The organism is Bariatricus sp. HCP28S3_F11, assembly GCF_052065395.1.
Taxonomy (GTDB): Bacteria; Bacillota; Clostridia; order Lachnospirales; family Lachnospiraceae; genus Allocoprococcus.
On record NZ_JBQHUC010000010.1, the window covers coordinates 80,942 to 99,213 of the forward strand.

Consider the following 18,272-nt stretch of genomic DNA (forward strand, 5'->3'; position numbering starts at 1 on the left):
TTTATCCCTATTATACACTACTTGGCTATAAATGAAAAGCAAATATATTCGATAAAAAGCGCTTCTTTTCCTCATTCTGGCGAATTGCCGTCCTCAGTTTTTCAACATTTTTCTCCGGAATCCATGCTTTATTCGAGTGGTAATACAAATTCACAATTTTCCAGAACTTCTCCGGGTAAGCGAGCCTCACTGCAAGATAATCCCTTTCTTTTTTCCCGAGTGTTATTTCCGCATCGTACATTCGCAGCATTTTATAACCGAGACGCTCATCATACCTGTATTTCTCCATTGTTTTTCTCAGGAAATAATAAAAATCATCCAACTGGAGTTCTCTGTGCGCACGGTCAAATCCGGTAACTGCCAATCCCTCTTTGCAAAATAGCAGATTATGATAATTGTAGTCTCCGTGAACCCAGGTCCCTTTCTCCTGTGCCTCCTGCCATAACCGTCGGTATCCGGTCTCTTTCAGATGCTCGTTCGCCCCTTCTGCCCATTCGTACATCCGGTCACAGCCTTTCAGGAATTCCGTCTCAAATGCTCCTTTGACACTTCTTTGGCAAATGAACGTACGCACCTTCCGCAGTTCCCGGTTATGCCGCCTGAATTCCTCTTCCAGCGGAAAACTGATTTCGGCTCCCGTTGTGTCCTCACCGGGTATCCGCATCAGTTTGTGCAGCTTTGCCAGGTATTTCGTTCCCTCCAGCAGCTCCGCTTCTCGGCGTACATCGCATTCTCTCCCCTGGAACCATCGTCTTACCATATACCCGGTTCCGTCATCAGCCGTCGTAATATACGCTCCCTCTTTGTTTGCCAGTGGCATATCCACCATACAGATTCCGCTTTCATTCAGCGTTTTGTACAGTTCGATGAGCACGGGCAGCCTTTTCGGTGCAATATATACTTCTTTTAAAAGAAACAGCCCGCGATCCGTATCGCACAAAACAGCACCCCTGATTCTGTGGGTGCTGTTTACTTCCATCTGGTATTGTTCTAAGACACTAATCCCATAATCTTTCATGGCATCCCCCTGCACGTTTCGTTTTCATGTCTTTCTAGTGTATGCCCCGAGATACCATTTTTAGAAGAACTTTCTTCTCATTCTTTTCAGGATCATCAATCACTTCTTTTAAAAGCGTTTCCAACATCTCGCCGATCTGGGGCCCCGGTTCCATTCCCGCCTCGATCAGATCACGTCCCGTCACGGCAAGGCCCTTCAGCGATACACACTGTTTCAATTCCAGAATTTCTTTATATAATTTTTCTATCTGCTCAAGATTTTCTATCTTCTTCGTCTTCTGATACTCACTTTGTCCGGCAATATCGGCACGCTGCACCAACAGATAATACGGGAATAAGTCCTCTCCGATCCTGTTCATTGCACGCCGCACATATTTCGAAGCAGCCGGCATTCTGTAATCATGAAAACGCACCAGCTTGCTTACCTTTCTTATAGTATCATTATCAAACTTGAGGCGCTGCAGAATCCTTCTTGCGATCTCTTCACTGACACATACATGTCCCCTGAAATGTGCGACCCCTTTCTCATCGATCGATTTCGTCGCCGGTTTTCCCATGTCATGAAAAAGCATGGTAAGCCGCAGTACCTTCTCAGGCGCAATGTTCATCATCGTATGGATCGTATGCTCGCCGACATGATAGCAGTGATGAAGATTCTCCTGCTCTGTTACCATCATAACGTCGAATTCCGGGAGAATCACGGATGTGATACCAAGTTCATATGCCAGCCGGATGCGCTCCGGGTGCGGAGATACCAGCAATTTGACGAGTTCCACCTGTATACGCTCGGCACTGATATTTCTTAAATTCGATGCCAGATCGCTGATTGCCTCCCGGGTCTTCTCTTCAATGTCAAATCCAAGCTGAGCGGAAAACCTCACTGCGCGGAGAATCCGAAGCGCGTCTTCCGAGAAACGTTCCCCTGCATTCCCCACACATCGGATCACTTTCTGATCCAGATCCTGCAGACCGTCAAAAATATCTACCAGCCCGGCCTCCTCATTATATGCCATGGCATTGATCGTAAAATCCCGCCGTTTCAGATCTTCTTCCAGACTGCGTGTAAACTGAACTTCTTTGGGATGTCTGCTGTCTTCATATTTACCGTCTATCCGATAAGTCGTCACTTCAAAGCCTTCTTTCTCCAGAAGTACCGTGATCGTCCCATGTTCAATTCCGGTATCAAAGGTACGTTCAAACAACGCCTTTGTTTCCAAAGGCGTTGCTGATGTTGTTATATCCCAGTCCTGCGGATCCCGTCCGAGGATACTGTCCCTGACACAGCCTCCTACGGCATATGCCTCGTACCCGTGATCCTGTAAAGTTGTAATAATATGATGCACCTTGTCAGGTAATTGAATCTTCATATTTCTTTACATTCACCTGTTCTTTATACTATCTTAATATGCCTTGCCGAAATAAACCATATGTTTCGCAGGTTTACCGCAATAAATACATGTGTCACTGATCGGATCTTCTTTGCAGATGCATCTTGAAGATGCGCCGCCGGTCTCGTATTTGATCTCGCCCTCGCACTCTTCGCTTCCGCACCACATTGCTTTGATGAATCCACGGTTTTCATTGAATTTCTCTTTCATTTCATCCATGGTCACCGCTGTATCAATATGGCTGTCAAGGAATGCTTTTGCCCGGTCATACATGTCTTTCTGGATCGTTTCCAGAATTTCTCCGAGTCTGGTTGCAATTTCATCGATCGGAACAATAATCTTCTCACGTGTATCGCGGCGTACAACGACAACCTGTCCCTGATCGATGTCTTTCGGTCCGATTTCAATACGGGTCGGAATTCCAAGCATTTCCTGCTCACTGAATTTCCATCCCGGGCTCTTCTCGGAATCATCGATCTTCACGCTGTAGCCGGCTTTCGCTAATGTATCAACCAGTTCATTCGCTTTCTCGAGTACACCTTCCTTATGCTGTGCGATCGGAATCACTCTCGTCTGAACCGGAGCAATTCTCGGAGGCAGTACGAGTCCGCTGTCATCACCGTGTACCATGATGATCGCACCGATAATACGTGTGGAAAGTCCCCATGAAGTCTCATATACACTGTGAAGTTCATTATTCTTATCCAGATACTTGATGTCAAATGCATCCGGGAAGCCGCTTCCGAAGAAATGGCTGGTTGCAGACTGAAGTGCCTTTCCGTCATGCATCAAAGCTTCTACCGTATAGGTGTCCTGAGCACCTGCGAATTTCTCGCTCTCTGTCTTAGGACCGGATACAAACGGAATCGCCAGAGAATCCCGGATAAACTCCTGATATACTCTGAGCATAGTAAGTGTTCTTTCCTCAGCCTCCTCATAAGTCGCATGAATCGTATGGCCTTCCTGCCATAAAAACTCTCTGGAGCGAAGGAACGGTCTGGTTGTCTTCTCCCATCGAAGTACAGAGCACCACTGATTCCATACCTTCGGCAGATCACGGTAGGACTGTACGGTTCTTGACCACAGATCGCAGAACAGCGTCTCGGATGTAGGACGAATACACATCTTCTCCTGAAGGCGTTCCATTCCACCCTTGGTTACCCATGCCACTTCCGGAGCAAATCCTTCGATATGATCACTTTCTTTCTGCAGAAGATTCTCCGGAATCAATACAGGAAGATACACATTCTCCACACCTGTATCCTTAAATCTCTTATCCAGATCAGCCTGAATCTTTTCCCAGATCGCATATCCGTTCGGTAAATAATTCAGACATCCTTTCACGCTGGAGTAATCGCAAAGTTTCGCTTCGCGGACTACATCCGTGTACCACTGCGCGAAATCTACATCCCGCGAAGTAATTGATTCTACAAATTTCTTTTCTTTTGCCATGTCAAACCTCTCCTCTTCTATTTTTTGATCTGTTTCAGGGGTGCAGTATAACTGGCATTCAAGATAAAAACGCCGGTTCTCCCGCCCCTGACAAAAGGGACCGGAAAACCGGCGGTACCACCCTGATTAACCGTCTTACATGGTAAAACAGTTCACTTCATTTCCCGTTAACGCCGAGTGCGCTGTATTTTCATACAGGGACTCCAAGGCAGGTTCTATATCTTCCATGCAGCTTCCTTGCACCGGACGGAAACCTCTCTGTGCCACTTCCAATATATACTAATCCTCTTCACGGTCCACGTGTCTATTATTTCTTTTCAGATACTAAGGATTTTAATTGAGATTTCTGCATTTGTCAACCCGTCTTTGATATTTCACTGCAGTTATCTCACATAAATATATGCAAAATATACCGCATACAGCATCAGAAAGAGCACACCCTCTCTCTTGGATAATTCTTTACGGCTCTTTGCGCAGATCAACGCAAATACACTGAACACGATCAGTATAATCATATCATATATCGCATCGATATCTACTGTGATCGGACAGATTGCGGAACTTGATCCCAGAATCAAAAGTATATTGAAAATGTTCGAACCGACAACATTTCCCAGCGCGAGATCATTTTCTCCCTTTTTGGCCGCGACCATCGATGTAACAAGTTCCGGCAGGGAAGTACCCATTGCAACGATCGTAAGACCAATAAAAGTCTGGCTCAGTCCAAAGCGAACTGCAATCTCCGTAGCAGAATCAACAACCAGATCTCCTCCCAGAACGATTCCTGCAATTCCGCCAATAATAAAAATTGCACTTTTCGCCGGGCTCAAGACTGCATAATCTTCAGCAGGCATCGCATTTCGCGCTTTTAGTGCCTCCTTAACCTGAAGTACCAGGAAAAGGACAAACATGATAAGAAGAACCACACCGCTGATCCTTCCAAGTACGAATTCCCCCTCTCCTGCAAGGATTTTCCCAAAAGCAAGCTTTGTCGTCATCAAAAGCATTGCTGCCGTAATGAAGATTGAAAACGGAAATTCTTTCTTCAATACACTGTCGGTGGCACGAAGGGGCCTCATCAGGGCGCTGCATCCAAGTACGATCAGAAGATTAAACATATTGGAGCCTAAAACATTACTTACAGCAAGTGAATTCTGCCCTTTCAGTGCCGCGGTTATGCTCACAGAAGCCTCCGGCATGCTGGTACCGAATGCGACAACCGTAAGCCCGATGATGATTGCAGGCACTTTCAGGAGCTTCGCAACACTGGAGCTTCCTTCCACAAAATAGTCTGCTCCTTTAATCAATAATACAAATCCCAGAATCAACAATACATAGACCATATCTTTTCCTCCCATTTTATTTATATTTTGGCGGTGCAAAGTTTCGTGTTTTGAGTCGTTTCCTATGTGACGCAATGCATTTTAGGCAAATAAAAAAGACTTTTTATTGCAAACCCCTGCACCTGTGGCATAAAATTGCAATAAAAGTCTCGCTAATTGACAATACGAACCGGATTATGTTTAAATAATCGTGATGACGATTTCGTATCACACTGATTTCGGCATTTGATGATCTGACAAAACGAATCAATGGAAGCTACTCCCTTTTACTGGAGATAAGTGTAACTTCCTTTTTTTCAAAAGTCAAGCAAAAAAATTCTTCGGAGGAAAATTATGGAACATCTCAATATATTATATGAAGATAAAGACATCATTGTCTGTGACAAACCTGCAGGGATTCCGGTACAGACCCGCAAACTCGGACAGGCTGATATGGAAAGCATTCTGAAAAATCATCTTGCATCCACATCGTCCGGCTCCAGGGCGCCTTATCTGGCCGTGATCCACAGACTGGACCAGCCCGTATCCGGTCTCATGGTTTTTGCTAAAAACCCTAAATCAGCTACTGAACTGAGCCGACAACTAACGGGGAGCGGATTCTGTAAGGACTACCACGCTGTATGCTGTGGCACATTGCCAAATTCCGTCGGGACACTGGTCGATTATCTTGTAAAGGATGGAAAGACCAATACTTCCCGCGTCTGCTCCAAAGATACACCTCAGGCAAAGCGCGCAGAGCTCTCTTATGAAGTCATTGATACGCAGCACATGGAGAATGGCGATACACTGACCACGGTAACTGTGCACCTGAAAACAGGACGGCATCATCAGATCCGCGTACAAATGGCACACGCAGGTGCTCCTCTTTGGGGGGATAATAAATATAATCCGCAATTTGTCCAGACACGAGGATATACTCCTATTTCCCTCAGAGCATATCACCTCAGTTTCCGACATCCTGCAACCGGGAAACAGATGAATTTCACTTTAGAGCAGCCGCAGGGGACTGCCAGTTGATCCGCTTCCTCTTGTCCTTGACATGCCATTTTACCTCCTCTGTCTTTGAAACTCAGTATAAAGAATGCTACATATTAATAAATAGCACAATTAATGCTTTTTTTTGCACTTTCCATGCTTTCGATTTGCACTATCTTGTTTTTTAGTATTTCTTTTGATACATTTATCATATGAAAGTACAAAATACTGATAAGTTTATTGGAAAGGGGAAAATTATGAAAATCTACAAAACCAAAAATTATGATGCTATGAGCCGTACTGCTGCCAATATTATTTCAGCACAGGTAATTCTGAAACCGAACTGTGTTTTAGGGCTTGCTACCGGTTCTTCACCAATCGGGACTTATAAACAATTGGTTGACTGGTACAATAAGGGGGATATCAATTTTTCACAGGTTACTACTGTGAATCTGGATGAATATAAGGGACTTACGCGTGATAATAACCAGAGCTACTACTATTTCATGCATGAGAATCTGTTTGATCATGTAAATATCAAAGCTTCTTATCTTCCGGATGGCACAAAAGAAGACGCCACGGAAGAATGCCGTCATTATGAAGAGATCATCCGTTCCCTGGGAGGAGTGGATCTTCAGCTTCTCGGTCTTGGTCACAACGGACATATCGGATTTAATGAACCGGCTGATCATTTTCCAAAGGAAACCCACTGCGTAGACCTTCAGGAAAGAACCATCGAAGCCAACAAACGCTTTTTCGCATCCATCGATGATGTTCCGCGGCAGGCATACACCATGGGAATCGGCACGATCATGAATGCCCGTAAAATTCTGATTATTGTGAGTGGAGAAGATAAATCGGAAATTGTTCGCGATGCTTTCTTCGGGCCAATCACTCCGCAAGTACCGGCTTCTATCCTTCAGCTCCATCCGGATGTATCACTGGTCGCAGATGAGGCTGCTTTATCCAAAATACCACAGTAACATCTGTTCCATACATTAGAAAGAAGGCTGAATAATAATTATGATTATCAGAAATGCACTTGTTTACAGAGAAGATAAAACATTTTCCAGGCAGGATATTCGAATTACAGATGGAGTGTTTGCGGATATCTGCCCTTCCTTAATACCTGCCGAAACTGAATCCGTTCTGGATGCAGATGGGCTTTATGCCATCCCGGGACTAATCGATATCCATTTCCATGGATGCATGGGACATGATTTTTGTGACGGTACTGTAGAAGCGATTGATGCAATCACTCGCTATGAAGCTTCTTGTGGTGTCACATCCGTCTGTCCTGCAACCATGACGGTGTCCCCGGAATTGCTTGCTCAGGTTATGGATGCAGCACGTACCTATAACGAATCACCTGCCCGTCCGGGACAGTCTTCTCTTGTCGGTATCAACATGGAAGGGCCTTTTATAAGTGAAGCCAAAAAGGGGGCTCAGGCTGCCGAACATATCCGGCTTTGTGACGAAGCGCTTTTCAACAGTCTTCAGGAACGTTCAGGCGGTCTCATCAAGCTGATCGATATTGCCCCGGAAAATGAGGGCGCAATGGAATTCATCGATGCGCTCCACGACAGAGTTACCATTTCTCTGGCACATACTACTGCAGATTATAAGACCGCCAAAGAAGCCTATGACCGTGGTGCCAGACATGCCACCCATCTGTACAATGCCATGCCTCCCTTCACGCACCGTGCTCCGGGAGTCGTCGGTGCCGCTTTCGACAGTCCGCACTGCCGTGCCGAGCTGATCTGTGACGGTGTGCATATCCATCCGTCTGTCGTCAGGGCTACCTTCCGACTGTTTGGCGATGACCGCATGATCCTGATCAGTGACAGCATGCGTGCCGCCGGAATGGAAGACGGTCAGTATACACTTGGCGGACAGGATGTTGCTGTAAAGGGGAAATACGCCACACTTGTCAGCGATGGTGCTCTTGCCGGTTCCGTAACCAATCTGATGGACTGCATGAGAACCGCTGTCAAAGAAATGCAGATCCCTTTGGAAAGTGCCATTGCATGTGCCACCATGAATCCGGCAAAAGCAATCGGAATCTATGACTGTTACGGAAGCATTTCCACCGGAAAGATTGCCAATCTGGTACTTCTGGATCAGGATCTGAATCTCAGGCAAGTCATCATTCACGGATAATTATACCGGATTTCAGACTTTTATAATTCAAGAGCTGTGCCTCATCTGAAGCACAGCTCTTTTTTGCCTTTTATTCTATTTCTCCAGTTCTTCCACAAGCGGAATCACCTCGATCAGGGAATCTACCCGCCGGTAGTAAAGACTCTGAATCTCTTCCGTCGGTTCAACAAGATCCGGCACCATGACCGGAATCATTCCTGCCGCATGAGATGCTCGAATCCCGGCCGGAGCATCCTCCAAAGCAATGCTTTTTGCAGGGCATACCCCGACTGCTTCACAAGCTTTAAGATAGATCTCCGGATCAGGCTTCGCCTTTGTAACCATATCTCCAAATACACATCCGTCGAAATATTTCCATATTCCGGCCTCTGTGAGCAAACGGACAGAGTATTCCCGCCTGGATGAAGTCGCAAGTCCGATCTGAATTCCGCTTTCTTTCGCAAATTTCATCAGTTCGCGAACGCCCTTCTTCATGGCTATCCCTTCCGACTCCGCAATCTCATAGAAAATTTTCCGCGTCAGATTATTGAATTCTTCCATTTGGAAATCTTCACCATATATTCTTTTAAAATACACTTCCCGCTGTTTTACATTAAATCCCAGTGTATGGTAAATCTGTTCCCCGACACGTCCATAACCGAGTTCCGTTCCTGCCTCATTCCAGCTTCGCTGCACCACCCGTTCCGAATCAAAGATCAGACCATCCATGTCAAATATCAGTGCATCCACTCTTCTCATCAGAACTCAATACCCTTGCCCATGGCATCCTTCAAATAAGTGGTGACATCCTCCAGCTTCTCAAGGATCTCTTCTCTCTCTTCCCAATCCTCACCTGACATATCCACATTCACCAGTGCCTGCTTGATTCCCTTTATCTGTTTAATTAAATCTTCTGTCATTGTATACTCCCCTTTCTCGATAACTGTCTCAACATGGAATATCCGGAGCAGGCCTCGAATTCATACCATGCCTACTCTTTATGGTTATATTTTACTATACTCTCAGGGGAATAGACAAGACAGTTCACAAATTCTAAAGAAAACTTAATATTTTGAAGCTATTATTTTACTATTGTTAAAGAAACTCTCCTCAATTTTTGGTTCAGTCCTTGCGTACTACTGCCAGATATGCTATATTTAAGACACAGAAAAGGAACAACCGCCCACAAGGGGTTGACCTCAAAAGTAAATTGGAAATTCATAGAATCGCCACCCTGTCTCGGTCAAAGTTCGGGGTGGTTTTTCTATGCCTTAAAACATTATCTGATAAACGTAAATACGAATGTCAGCAATGCCAGAATGAACATTCCAAAAGCCATCAAGTCCCTGAAGTCAAAAGGTTTCTTGTCCATCAGCACCACCCCCATTCTATGTAGAATAGAGGTCAGCCACCCTGCAACACGGTTGTTCTTGGTGGAAGTGTATCATATTCCGATCCGCATTTCAACAGACTGCTGCCATCTTGTAAATCTTTGTATACTATTACATAAATGCACATTCTTCCCGATACGGTAAAGAGTTTATATAAAACTTAATATTTTAGCAAATCACAAAGCACATTCTTACCATCTTGTGGTATAATGGCAACAGCGACAAAATAATAAGGGGAACTATTTCAGTGGATGAGAACAAATTAGAAGCCAAATTATTAAAAATCAAAGCTCTTGCCGAGCGCGGAGAAGGCGGAGAGCGGGAATCTGCAATCAAGCTTTATCAGAAATTATTAAAAAAATACGATATTGATGAAGAGTCCCTGCAGAAGGACACACTGAGTAAGCACTGGTTTACATATGAAAGTGATATTGAAGAGAACCTTCTGGTTCAGATTTTCTATATGGTAACAGGGGATCCGGAATATTTCCGCCGCCAGAGCCGCACCCACGGCAGTCAATGCGGATGCATTTGTACGAATTTTGAAAAAACAGAAATCAAATTCTACTTTGAATTCTACAAGGATGCGCTTCAGCAGGAACTCGAAGCCTTTCTCATGGCATTTAAGCTTAAGAATCATCTGTTTCCGGACGAAAGTGCACGCTGCTTTGTACCGGAAGAGGCCGAAGAAGAAACCGAAATAACGGATATTCTTCTGAAAGCTCAGAAGATCGCTGAGGATATCGACAAATCCAGCCCGGTCCGCATGCTCTCGGGAACGGTTACGGAACCGGAACCCGACAATTCTATTGACTGATAATCGGAATGTTCATAAAAAATACCAGGACGTTTCAAACGTTTCCTGGTATTTTTCTATTTATTCGTCTATGCACATTCCATTTTCTCTTCCCGTACATTCGCATTTGTTTCTTGTCTTTCTCCTCTGCGGCGCATTCCCGCAAAAACAGAACCGGACATATTATGCCACACGCTGAAAATCGCCCCCGGCAAAGTTGCAAGCGGATTCGCCGCAAAATTGACTGTCGCAAGTGAAACCGCAAGTCCGCTGTTCTGCATCCCCACTTCGATGGCGATCGCAGTCGCTTTATCATACGGTACCTTCAGGAACTTAGCCGCCGCCAATCCGATTCCCATTCCGCACAGATTATGAAGGATTACGACTCCCAGAACCAGTATGCCGCAGCTGATGATCTTATCTGCATTCACCGCGACGATTCCTGAAATGATCATCACAATGGATACCACCGATATCAGGGGCAGAATCTCAGATATCTTCTGAATCTGTTTTCCCAGAATACTTCGGATCAGGATTCCGAGAAGAACCGGAACCAGAATCACCTTCACAACCGAAAGGACCATTGCAATGAAGGAGACCTCTACCCATGCGCCGGCAAGCACGTACGCTAAAGATGGTGTTGCAAGCGGTGCAACAAGTGTCGATACAATCGTCATTCCAACCGACAATGCCACATCCCCTCCTGCAATATATGTAATCACATTACTCGCAGTCCCGCCCGGACAGCATCCCACCATAATCACTCCCAGCGCCAGATCTTCCGGTAATTTCAACACAACTGCAAGGATCCACGCCAGGAACGGTATGACCGTATACTGTGCCAGACATCCGATGAGTATTTCTTTCGGTCTGGAAAATACGACCTGAAAATCTCCCATTTTTATTGTGAGTCCCATTCCAAACATGGCAATCCCGAGGAACATGGATGTATAATTTGTCGTCCACGCAAATCCGTCACGCCAAAAGAAAGCCAGCACAGAAAAAATAATGATGATCACTCCGATGTATTTCGTAAGAAAGGAACTGATTTTCCCGATTTTTTTCATCATTTTATACATCGCCTACACCTCGTAACTGAAATTATCGATCAGTCTCGTTTTACCGATGTAGACAGCCATCGCCACCAGGACATCCTTCTCTACCCGCTCCACCGGCTGCATCCAACAGATCTTCATCTACTGTGATACTTCCCACATAATCCAGTTCAGCCTGCTTAACAGTCGCACGATGTATCTTCCCTTTAAGCATTTCTACTGTCATCTTCAACTTCCTTTCCCAAATCATTTCGGCATGAAAATCACAGTGAATCAGACAGAGTATAGCTTCCTTGGAATACTATCTCCGCAGGTATTATAGCACCCTGACATTTCATCTTGCAACAACGAATCCGTATATTTTTTGCTGCCCCTTTTACATCGTGGCTCATGTACGCTCCCGGCACGTAGCCCGCAGTAAATACCGGCTACTGTGTGAAAAACAACTTACATCTCTTCATCCCCGCCATGCCGCAAAAACAGAATTTTTTTCCCGGAACTGCAGGACAGTTCCATACATTCTCCCAATCCATATACAACATGGCTGATCACAAATTCTCCGTCATTTATAAAGATTTCAATCAGATTTTTATCAACGAAAATCTCAAGTTCACACCTTCCGGATACATCCGGACTTTTGCCAATCAGCGAACAGCTTTTCATTCCTGCAAAAACAATGCTTCTGTCTGTATGTACCGCACCATTTTCCATCCAGATACGGTACCCTCCGATATTCAGGATTTCTCCCTCCTCCAGATTCATTTTCAGACAGAAAGGACGAGAATAATCCAATTTCTCCGGAATCGGTGTTTCTTGATTAAAATATGCTCTTACTTCCGGATGAACCCGGAAAAAGATATGTCCGTTTTCCACATCTATGACTCTTGGCTGACACATCATCCCATTCCACTCCATACCGTTTTTTTCTTTCACTGCCTGTGGCATACGCATCCATCCTATCATCACTCTCCGGCCATCTTTATCAAGATTGGTCTGCGGTGCATAGAGATCCATTCCATAATCCATATACTTGCACTCTCCCGAAATGGACAGTTCACATTTCCCCGGCTCAAATACAGCCGGGGCACAGATTGCGTGACTTTCATACCCTTCTTCCGGATCTCCGATATACATCGCCGAACCTTCAAACACCCAGTCATCTCCCACTCTGAAAATATCCGGGCATTCCAGGATCTTTCCGAATCTGCCATCCAGCATCTGATTCGCAAAATCCCAGTGTATCCCGTCCTTACTGGTATAGATCACAAGCCTACCAGTCTCTTCCCTGAAGGTACTTCCGAGCGCCATATAATACGTGTCTCCTTCTTTCCATACCTTCGGATCTCTCGTATGTGCGGCGTGTGCCTGTGCATCATCATGGTTTACAGGTATGATCTGCATTTTCTCTTTCCAGTTATCAAAATGCACTGCATCCTCAGAAATCACCAGAGCCTGGCTGGTCTCAAATTTTCCGTTCTTTGCCATATGGATATTTTCACTTTCCGCTTCCAGATATTTTACAGCAGAATAGTACAAATACAGCTTTCCATCCACTTCCAGCGCACTGCCGGAGAACACACCATTCTGATCGTATTCTTTCGTCGGAAACAACGCAATGCCCTGATGTTCCCAATGGACGAGGTCTTCACTCACCGCATGCCCCCAGTGCATGGTTCCCCACACAGGAGCATACGGGAAATGCTGATAGAACAAATGGTATTTTCCTTTGTAATATATAAATCCGTTCGGATCGTTGATCCAGTTTCCCGGAGCTTTTAAATGCAATACATTTCTCATCATATTCAAGCCATCCTTTTATTTTACTGCACCTGCTACCACTCCGCCGATGATCTGTTTCTGAAGGATAATATAAAGGACCAGAATCGGGATCACACAAAGCAGCAGTCCTGCCATAATTGTACCATAATCCGCAGAATAGGTTCCGTAAAAACTGTACGTTGAAAGCGGCAGCGTCAACAGCTTCTTATCTGTCAGAACCAGCGACGGCAGCAGGAAGTCATTCCAGAAAGCCATAGAATTCAGGATGACCATCGTGGAAATAATCGGCTTAAGAAGCGGGAGTACGACCTTAAAGAAGGTCTGTGAATGTGTACATCCGTCAATGTAAGCCGCTTCTTCCAGTGCAATCGGAATATTTCCTTTGATAAATCCGTGGAACATGAATACTGACATTGCCATTGAAAATCCTATATGCAGGAAGATCAAGGTTGCCCGGTGATTCAGAATATTCAGTGTGCCTCCGTAAATACTAACCAACGGAATCATAAGTGCCTGGAACGGAATGATCATGGAAGCCACCATCAGGGCAAATGTAATTTTTGAGATCACATTGTTATTTCGAACGATATAATACGCAAGCATTGCCGCAAACAGCGTCACAAGCAGAGTTGCCGAAACCGTCACGATCAGCGAATTCTTGAATGCGTTCAAGAAATCCATCTGTGTAAATGCTTTTACAAAATTGTCAAATGACAGGCCTTTGATTGTAAACAACCATGAAAACGGGCTCTTGATAATGTCTCTCTTCTGTTTCAGGGAGTTGATCACTACCATCAAAAACGGGAACATGTACGCTGCAAAAATAATGATAAGTCCCAGCATCGCAAGCATATCTGCTGCTTTTTTCTTATTTCCTCCAACTTTTGTCTGCTTCATTATGCTTCCACCTCCTGCTTCTTCGTCATGTATACCTGAATTCCACTGATACAAGCCACAATCACAAATAATATCAACGCTTCCGCCTGACCTACACCAAACTGTCTGGATGTAAATGCCTTCTCATACACGTGCATTGCCGCCATCTCTGTTGTTCCGTAAGGCGCGCCTGCTGTCAATGACAGGTTCACATCGTAAACCATAAATGCACGTGATAATGTCAGGAACAGGCAAATCGTAACCGATGACATCATAAGTGGCATGATAATACTTTTTAATTTCACAAATCCGGAAGCTCCATCAATCTGTGCCGCTTCCATCACGTCCTCACTGAGTCCCATAAATCCTGCCACATAGATCAGGATCATATATCCAGAAAGCTGCCAAACAGACACCAGCACCAACGCCGCAAACGCCTTGTCCGGATCTGACAGCCATGACACCTCGAACAATTTCCATCCGGTCGTCTCCCCAATACTTACGAATACTCTGGAAAATACAAACTGCCAGATATAACCAAGTACGATACCTCCGATCAGGTTTGGCGTAAAGAATCCGGCCCGGAAGAAATTCTGACCTTTCATTCCTCTGGTCAAAAGATACGCGATTCCAAAGGCGAGTACATTTACCAGCAATACCACCACAATCACATATTTGAAGGTCAGAAGCAGGGATGTCCAGAACTGACCGTCTCTCATCACTCCTGCGAAATTCTTAAGCCCCACAAAATTTTTAACCTTTGATACACCATTCCAGTCTGTCAGCGTAAGGTAAACACCATATACAAACGGAACAATCACAACTGCCACGAAGCAAAACAGCCCCGGTAACGCAAACATACAGAAATCTTTTCCTTTATTATTTGATTCCATAACTCCATCCCTTTCTTATTCCTGTTCATCCCAGTAATCTTGAATTGACTCAATCAGTTCTTCCCTGTCACTGCGGCCCGCGAGATATTTCTGCATTGCAGATCCCAGAATAGACCAGTGATCATTCATCACCTGTTTGGACGGAGAAGCCTGAATCCTGCAGTTCACGAAATCATCCGGATCATTGTTCATAAAATACGGGAGGAAACCATATTCATCCTCAGTTTCCGCTCCGGCTTCCTCAAGATTCGGCCAAGCCCAGTTTCCGTTGAACCAGAAAGCCGTTTTTCCGTCTGCCAGGTCAATTGCCATCTCATCGTAGTCTGCTCCCAGCGGATCACCCTTTGCCACGTTATATTTCTTCAGGACATCGAACATATCCAGTAATTCATAAACGCGATCGTAAGATTCAACTTTCAAATCTCCGTTTTTCAATTCTTCAATTATCTTCGCCGCACCCTCAGAAGTGCCGTCATAGGTCTCATATATGTACTGGAGATGGTGTGCCCCCAGTGACCAGTCTTCCTTTGCAAGGGAAACAGGCTTTTCGATTCCCGCATCCACCAGTCTGTCGAGCAATCCAACAAACTCATCCAGAGTGGTAACGGATTTCGGATCGAATTCTTCTCCCAATGCACCTTCAATCACTTTCTTATTGTAGATCAGACCTCTTCCTTCAATACAAAGTGGGAAGCTGTATACTTTTCCGTTAATCCTTGTCAAATACTCTTCCGCTTCCGCAGTCCACGGTTCTTCTGTCAGATCCGCCGCTTTCTCCTCAGCAAGCGCAATCACATCTGTGGTATCCAGGATCGCCAGTGTAGGCGGATTTCCTGAGTTATAAAGGCTGACCATCTTCGTATAGGGTGAATCTCCGTCCGTTACCGGCATAACCTCCACATGAACTCCGGATTTCTCTTCAAAAGCCGCTCCCATCTTCTCCAGTGCTACCTGAATCTCCGCTTTCGTATTCAAAAGCGTGATCTCAGTACCCTCAAAAGAGGAGAAAAGGAGGAGGTTATGGGAACCAAGAAAAACGTAACCTTCAGTGACATTGCGGAATATACCCATTTTTCCAAAACAACGATTTCCCGTTATTTCAATAATCCGGATTCGCTCACTCTGGAAAATCAGCAGATTATCGCCGATGCGCTGGAGAAACTGAATTATAAAGAGAATAAAGTAGCCCGAATTCTCGCGAACGGCAAGACAGAATTCATCGGCGTGATCGTACCGGATCTATACCACCACTATTATTCTGAAATGTTGAATCAGATACTCGCTTCATACGAAAAGTTCGGTTACAAATTCCTTGTGTTTATCGGGAACGAACACGAAGAGACAGAACGCTGCTATATTCAGGAACTGATGGCATACAAGATCGAAGGTCTGATTATCATGAGCCATACTATTCCCTCACGGGAACTCGCTTCCCTTCAGATTCCTGTTGTAACCATCGAGAGAGAGGATGAGTTTGTCTCAAGTGTAAACACCGACAACTACATGGATGGCTATCAGGCCACCAGCCTGCTTGCCTGGCACAAATGTGACATACTGATCCACATCAATTCCCCAACTGCAAAGTCCGTTCCGTCCTACGGGCGACTACAGGGATTTCTGGATCTATGCGAAGAGAGACAGTTGAATTACAAGACATATGTCCGGGAAATGGGACACAGCTTCGAAAGTACTTACGATGTACTGTTTTCGATTGTCGAAGAACTTGAGCAAGAGTACCAGGGCATGAAAAAAGGTATCTTTATTTCAAATGATACCCATGCAAATGTACTTCTGAATATTCTGTTCCGGAAATACGGATTCTTGCCGGATGACTATCTGATCATCGGTTTTGACAATTCTCCGATTTCAAGAGAAGCTGTCATGCCAATCAGTACCATCGGCCAGCAGATCAACACCATCGCAGGTGAGGCTGTCAGCCTTTTAGTCGATCAGATGACTGAACGTAAAAAACGCCGTCCACACCTGCAGGAAAAACCGGTTCATAAGATTATTGCACCGATTCTTTTGCGTCGCGAAACTACGGAAAAAGAGTCCGGCTACGCTGAGGCTTTTTGATCTGTGCAATCGGAGAAAGAGCAAGTTATAGAGTGACTAGAGGGGATGAGTTCGCAGTCCCCCTCTATATCATCTCTTTCAACATTTTTATCTCATCCCTATGTCCTGCATCATCCAGCGGTGTTTCCAGATAGAAAGGCAAATCTTTCAGTGCCGGATGTCTCAGTACATTCAACAAAGGTTCCAGTCCAATCTCACCGTTCCCGATCGTTGCATGCCGATCCTTATGCGATTCAAACGGCGTCATACTGTCATTAAGATGAATCGCCCGCAGCAGATCCAGCCCCAGAACTTTATCGAATTCTTCCAGCACACCGTCCAGATTCTTCACGATATCATATCCTGCCGCAAATACATGGCAGGTATCCAGACAGATTCCGATCCGTTCCGGATGATCCACCCCATCTCTGATTGCTTTCAGATGTTCAAATCGATCGCCTATTTCTGTCCCCTTTCCGGTCATCGTCTCCAGAAGCACTGTAATCTTCTCTTTCCCGGTAATCGCCTGATTCAGCCCTGCGATAATATTTTGAATACCGGCCTCCACTCCGATCCCGGTATGGCTTCCCGGATGGAATACCATATTCTCGATTCCAAGTGCATCCATTCTGGCAACATCCTCGCGGATCACGGTGCATGCGAATTCATAAACCTCCGGCTTTGGGCTGGCAAGATTCATCGTATACGGAGCATGTGCAAGAACAGGTCCAAAGTTATTCTCTCTTCGGATTCGTTGAAATTCTGATACTTCTTTCTCCGACGGCACTTTAAAATTCGATCCCCTCGGATTCCGGCTGAAAATCTGCATGGTGTTTGCTTCCATTTTCACTACATTTTTTGCCGTCTTCTCCAGTCCTCCGGCAATGGACATATGCGTTCCTATAATCATCTTTTTTCTCTCTTTCCTGCATATGGTTTTGTATTTCATTCATTCAGTATTTCTATCTTACAGTCCAGTTATTTTCGAGACGCTATATTAATATTGTACCAAGTCGCTAGCGCGACGGCTAGCCCTAAGTACGTGAAACCACTACTTTTTTCAAAAAAAAATAGCAGTTTTTGTGTATATGTTGTATTGTTAAGTTACCACAC

Annotated in this window: 17 protein-coding genes, 2 pseudogenes and 1 other annotated feature; of the genes and pseudogenes, 5 read left to right on the plus strand and 14 right to left on the minus strand. The window is 45.0% G+C overall.

Annotated elements, in window-relative coordinates; all coding sequences use genetic code 11:
• Positions 1-25: 25 nt before the first annotated feature.
• From ACTNBR_RS07010 to ACTNBR_RS07025, 4 genes are all read right to left on the minus strand, one after another.
• Positions 26-1,018, minus strand: a complete 993-nt coding sequence (locus tag ACTNBR_RS07010; RefSeq protein WP_441017432.1) for a CotS family spore coat protein — start codon at positions 1,016-1,018, stop codon at positions 26-28.
• 34 nt (positions 1,019-1,052) lie between these two features.
• Positions 1,053-2,384, minus strand: a complete 1,332-nt coding sequence (locus ACTNBR_RS07015; protein WP_427820628.1) for a CCA tRNA nucleotidyltransferase — start codon at positions 2,382-2,384, stop codon at positions 1,053-1,055.
• Between the two features lie 33 nt (positions 2,385-2,417).
• Positions 2,418-3,857 carry a proline--tRNA ligase gene (gene proS / locus ACTNBR_RS07020; RefSeq protein ID WP_441017429.1) on the minus strand — a complete coding sequence of 480 codons (1,440 nt, stop codon included), beginning with the start codon at positions 3,855-3,857 and terminating at the stop codon, positions 2,418-2,420.
• A gap of 92 nt (positions 3,858-3,949) precedes the next feature.
• Positions 3,950-4,159 (minus strand) — a binding site (T-box leader).
• A gap of 81 nt (positions 4,160-4,240) precedes the next feature.
• On the minus strand, positions 4,241-5,200 hold the full coding sequence (locus tag ACTNBR_RS07025) for a calcium/sodium antiporter (protein WP_427820630.1): 960 nt from the start codon (positions 5,198-5,200) through the stop codon (positions 4,241-4,243).
• A 333-nt stretch (positions 5,201-5,533) separates the two neighbouring features.
• Here ACTNBR_RS07025 and ACTNBR_RS07030 point away from each other — a divergent pair, with 333 nt between their 5' ends.
• The 3 genes from ACTNBR_RS07030 (at position 5,534) to nagA (ending at position 8,335) form a co-directional block, all read left to right on the plus strand.
• Positions 5,534-6,217 carry an RluA family pseudouridine synthase gene (locus ACTNBR_RS07030; RefSeq protein ID WP_441017427.1) on the plus strand — a complete coding sequence of 228 codons (684 nt, stop codon included), beginning with the start codon at positions 5,534-5,536 and terminating at the stop codon, positions 6,215-6,217.
• A 215-nt stretch (positions 6,218-6,432) separates the two neighbouring features.
• Positions 6,433-7,158, plus strand: coding sequence for a glucosamine-6-phosphate deaminase (gene nagB / locus ACTNBR_RS07035; protein WP_320812952.1), 726 nt, complete (start codon positions 6,433-6,435; stop codon positions 7,156-7,158).
• A gap of 40 nt (positions 7,159-7,198) precedes the next feature.
• Entirely contained in the window at positions 7,199-8,335 is a 1,137-nt protein-coding gene (gene nagA / locus ACTNBR_RS07040; protein WP_441017424.1) for an N-acetylglucosamine-6-phosphate deacetylase, read from the plus strand.
• Positions 8,336-8,410: 75 nt separating this feature from the next.
• Here the strand turns inward: nagA and ACTNBR_RS07045 are convergent, their stop codons facing one another.
• Together ACTNBR_RS07045 and ACTNBR_RS07050 are read right to left on the minus strand one after the other, a co-directional pair.
• Complete coding sequence (locus tag ACTNBR_RS07045) at positions 8,411-9,073, minus strand: HAD family hydrolase (RefSeq protein ID WP_427806177.1); 663 nt, start codon at positions 9,071-9,073, stop codon at positions 8,411-8,413.
• Positions 9,073-9,234, minus strand: a complete 162-nt coding sequence (locus tag ACTNBR_RS07050; protein WP_320812955.1) for a hypothetical protein — start codon at positions 9,232-9,234, stop codon at positions 9,073-9,075. The genes ACTNBR_RS07045 and ACTNBR_RS07050 overlap by 1 nt, the downstream gene beginning before the upstream one ends.
• A 718-nt stretch (positions 9,235-9,952) precedes the next feature.
• Here ACTNBR_RS07050 and ACTNBR_RS07055 point away from each other — a divergent pair.
• Positions 9,953-10,522 (plus strand): hypothetical protein, encoded by a 570-nt coding sequence (locus tag ACTNBR_RS07055; RefSeq protein ID WP_320812956.1) that lies wholly within the window; start codon positions 9,953-9,955, stop codon positions 10,520-10,522.
• 68 nt (positions 10,523-10,590) lie between these two features.
• Here ACTNBR_RS07055 and ACTNBR_RS07060 read toward each other — a convergent pair whose 3' ends face one another.
• From ACTNBR_RS07060 to ACTNBR_RS07090, 7 genes and pseudogenes are all read right to left on the minus strand, one after another.
• Positions 10,591-11,580 (minus strand): bile acid:sodium symporter family protein, encoded by a 990-nt coding sequence (locus ACTNBR_RS07060; protein ID WP_441017421.1) that lies wholly within the window; start codon positions 11,578-11,580, stop codon positions 10,591-10,593.
• A 3-nt stretch (positions 11,581-11,583) separates the two neighbouring features.
• A pseudogene (locus ACTNBR_RS07065) lies at positions 11,584-11,682 on the minus strand (pantoate--beta-alanine ligase); the annotation flags it as partial.
• Positions 11,672-11,782, minus strand: a pseudogene (locus tag ACTNBR_RS07070) (aspartate 1-decarboxylase); the annotation flags it as partial. The pseudogenes ACTNBR_RS07065 and ACTNBR_RS07070, both read right to left, overlap by 11 nt.
• A 221-nt stretch (positions 11,783-12,003) precedes the next feature.
• On the minus strand, positions 12,004-13,356 hold the full coding sequence (locus ACTNBR_RS07075) for a glycoside hydrolase family 32 protein (RefSeq protein WP_441017418.1): 1,353 nt from the start codon (positions 13,354-13,356) through the stop codon (positions 12,004-12,006).
• Positions 13,357-13,371: 15 nt separating this feature from the next.
• The gene (locus ACTNBR_RS07080; protein WP_441017415.1) at positions 13,372-14,232 is read right to left on the minus strand and encodes a carbohydrate ABC transporter permease; all 861 of its coding nucleotides are present in this window, start codon (positions 14,230-14,232) and stop codon (positions 13,372-13,374) included.
• A complete protein-coding gene (locus tag ACTNBR_RS07085; protein ID WP_441017412.1) occupies positions 14,232-15,104 on the minus strand; it encodes a carbohydrate ABC transporter permease in 873 nt (290 codons plus the stop codon). The genes ACTNBR_RS07080 and ACTNBR_RS07085 overlap by 1 nt, the downstream gene beginning before the upstream one ends.
• A gap of 15 nt (positions 15,105-15,119) precedes the next feature.
• Positions 15,120-16,079, minus strand: coding sequence for an ABC transporter substrate-binding protein (locus ACTNBR_RS07090; protein WP_441017409.1), 960 nt, complete (start codon positions 16,077-16,079; stop codon positions 15,120-15,122).
• Between the two features lie 45 nt (positions 16,080-16,124).
• Between ACTNBR_RS07090 and ACTNBR_RS07095 the strand changes: the two genes are divergently transcribed.
• Positions 16,125-17,180: a LacI family DNA-binding transcriptional regulator gene (locus tag ACTNBR_RS07095; RefSeq protein WP_441017406.1), complete on the plus strand. Its 1,056-nt coding sequence runs from the start codon at positions 16,125-16,127 to the stop codon at positions 17,178-17,180.
• Positions 17,181-17,244: 64 nt separating this feature from the next.
• On the opposite strand, the gene ACTNBR_RS07100 is transcribed toward ACTNBR_RS07095, so the two are convergent.
• Positions 17,245-18,069: a deoxyribonuclease IV gene (locus tag ACTNBR_RS07100; RefSeq protein ID WP_427806184.1), complete on the minus strand. Its 825-nt coding sequence runs from the start codon at positions 18,067-18,069 to the stop codon at positions 17,245-17,247.
• Positions 18,070-18,272 lie beyond the last annotated feature (203 nt).

Excerpts from the sequence above, each read along its gene's own strand:
- ACTNBR_RS07060 (WP_441017421.1), bottom strand. The coding sequence starts at position 11,580 with ATGTATAAAATGATGAAAAAAATCGGGAAAATCAGTTCCTTTCTTACG.
- ACTNBR_RS07080 (WP_441017415.1), bottom strand. The coding sequence starts at position 14,232 with ATGAAGCAGACAAAAGTTGGAGGAAATAAGAAAAAAGCAGCAGATATG.
- ACTNBR_RS07045 (WP_427806177.1), bottom strand. The coding sequence starts at position 9,073 with ATGAGAAGAGTGGATGCACTGATATTTGACATGGATGGTCTGATCTTT.
- nagA (WP_441017424.1), top strand. The coding sequence starts at position 7,199 with ATGATTATCAGAAATGCACTTGTTTACAGAGAAGATAAAACATTTTCC.
- ACTNBR_RS07075 (WP_441017418.1), bottom strand. The coding sequence starts at position 13,356 with ATGATGAGAAATGTATTGCATTTAAAAGCTCCGGGAAACTGGATCAAC.
- ACTNBR_RS07085 (WP_441017412.1), bottom strand. The coding sequence starts at position 15,104 with ATGGAATCAAATAATAAAGGAAAAGATTTCTGTATGTTTGCGTTACCG.
- ACTNBR_RS07100 (WP_427806184.1), bottom strand. The coding sequence starts at position 18,069 with ATGATTATAGGAACGCATATGTCCATTGCCGGAGGACTGGAGAAGACG.
- ACTNBR_RS07030 (WP_441017427.1), top strand. The coding sequence starts at position 5,534 with ATGGAACATCTCAATATATTATATGAAGATAAAGACATCATTGTCTGT.
- nagB (WP_320812952.1), top strand. The coding sequence starts at position 6,433 with ATGAAAATCTACAAAACCAAAAATTATGATGCTATGAGCCGTACTGCT.
- ACTNBR_RS07010 (WP_441017432.1), bottom strand. The coding sequence starts at position 1,018 with ATGAAAGATTATGGGATTAGTGTCTTAGAACAATACCAGATGGAAGTA.
- ACTNBR_RS07015 (WP_427820628.1), bottom strand. The coding sequence starts at position 2,384 with ATGAAGATTCAATTACCTGACAAGGTGCATCATATTATTACAACTTTA.
- proS (WP_441017429.1), bottom strand. The coding sequence starts at position 3,857 with ATGGCAAAAGAAAAGAAATTTGTAGAATCAATTACTTCGCGGGATGTA.
- ACTNBR_RS07025 (WP_427820630.1), bottom strand. The coding sequence starts at position 5,200 with ATGGTCTATGTATTGTTGATTCTGGGATTTGTATTATTGATTAAAGGA.
- ACTNBR_RS07050 (WP_320812955.1), bottom strand. The coding sequence starts at position 9,234 with ATGACAGAAGATTTAATTAAACAGATAAAGGGAATCAAGCAGGCACTG.
- ACTNBR_RS07095 (WP_441017406.1), top strand. The coding sequence starts at position 16,125 with ATGGGAACCAAGAAAAACGTAACCTTCAGTGACATTGCGGAATATACC.